This window comes from Neobacillus niacini (genome assembly GCF_000759675.1).
In the GTDB taxonomy this organism is placed as follows: Bacteria; Bacillota; Bacilli; order Bacillales; family Cytobacillaceae; genus Neobacillus; species Neobacillus niacini_A.
On the sequence record NZ_BAWM01000159.1, the window covers coordinates 1 to 213 of the forward strand.

At 36.2% G+C, this 213-nt stretch carries 1 protein-coding gene; it reads left to right on the top strand.

Translation table 11 applies throughout. From position 1 onward, the window contains the following. Window positions 1-213, top strand: a 213-nt coding sequence (locus tag TR08_RS30080; RefSeq protein ID WP_045524719.1) for a LytTR family transcriptional regulator DNA-binding domain-containing protein, incomplete at both ends; no start/stop codon positions are given.

Here is a 213-nt window from a genome sequence, read left to right on the forward strand (position 1 = left end):
CTGAGTTGGATGAACATATACAGGAATTAATTGACTTCATCTATGGTAGAGAGCAACAATTCCTGATTGGAAAAAAGGGAGAAATGCAACATATTCTTAAACCGGATGACATCCACTATTTTCATACTGAAAACGATCATATTATCGCCGTAACGGAAATAGATTCTTTTATTTTAAAAGAGAAGTTATATGAGCTCGAGGCCCTGCTCCCTT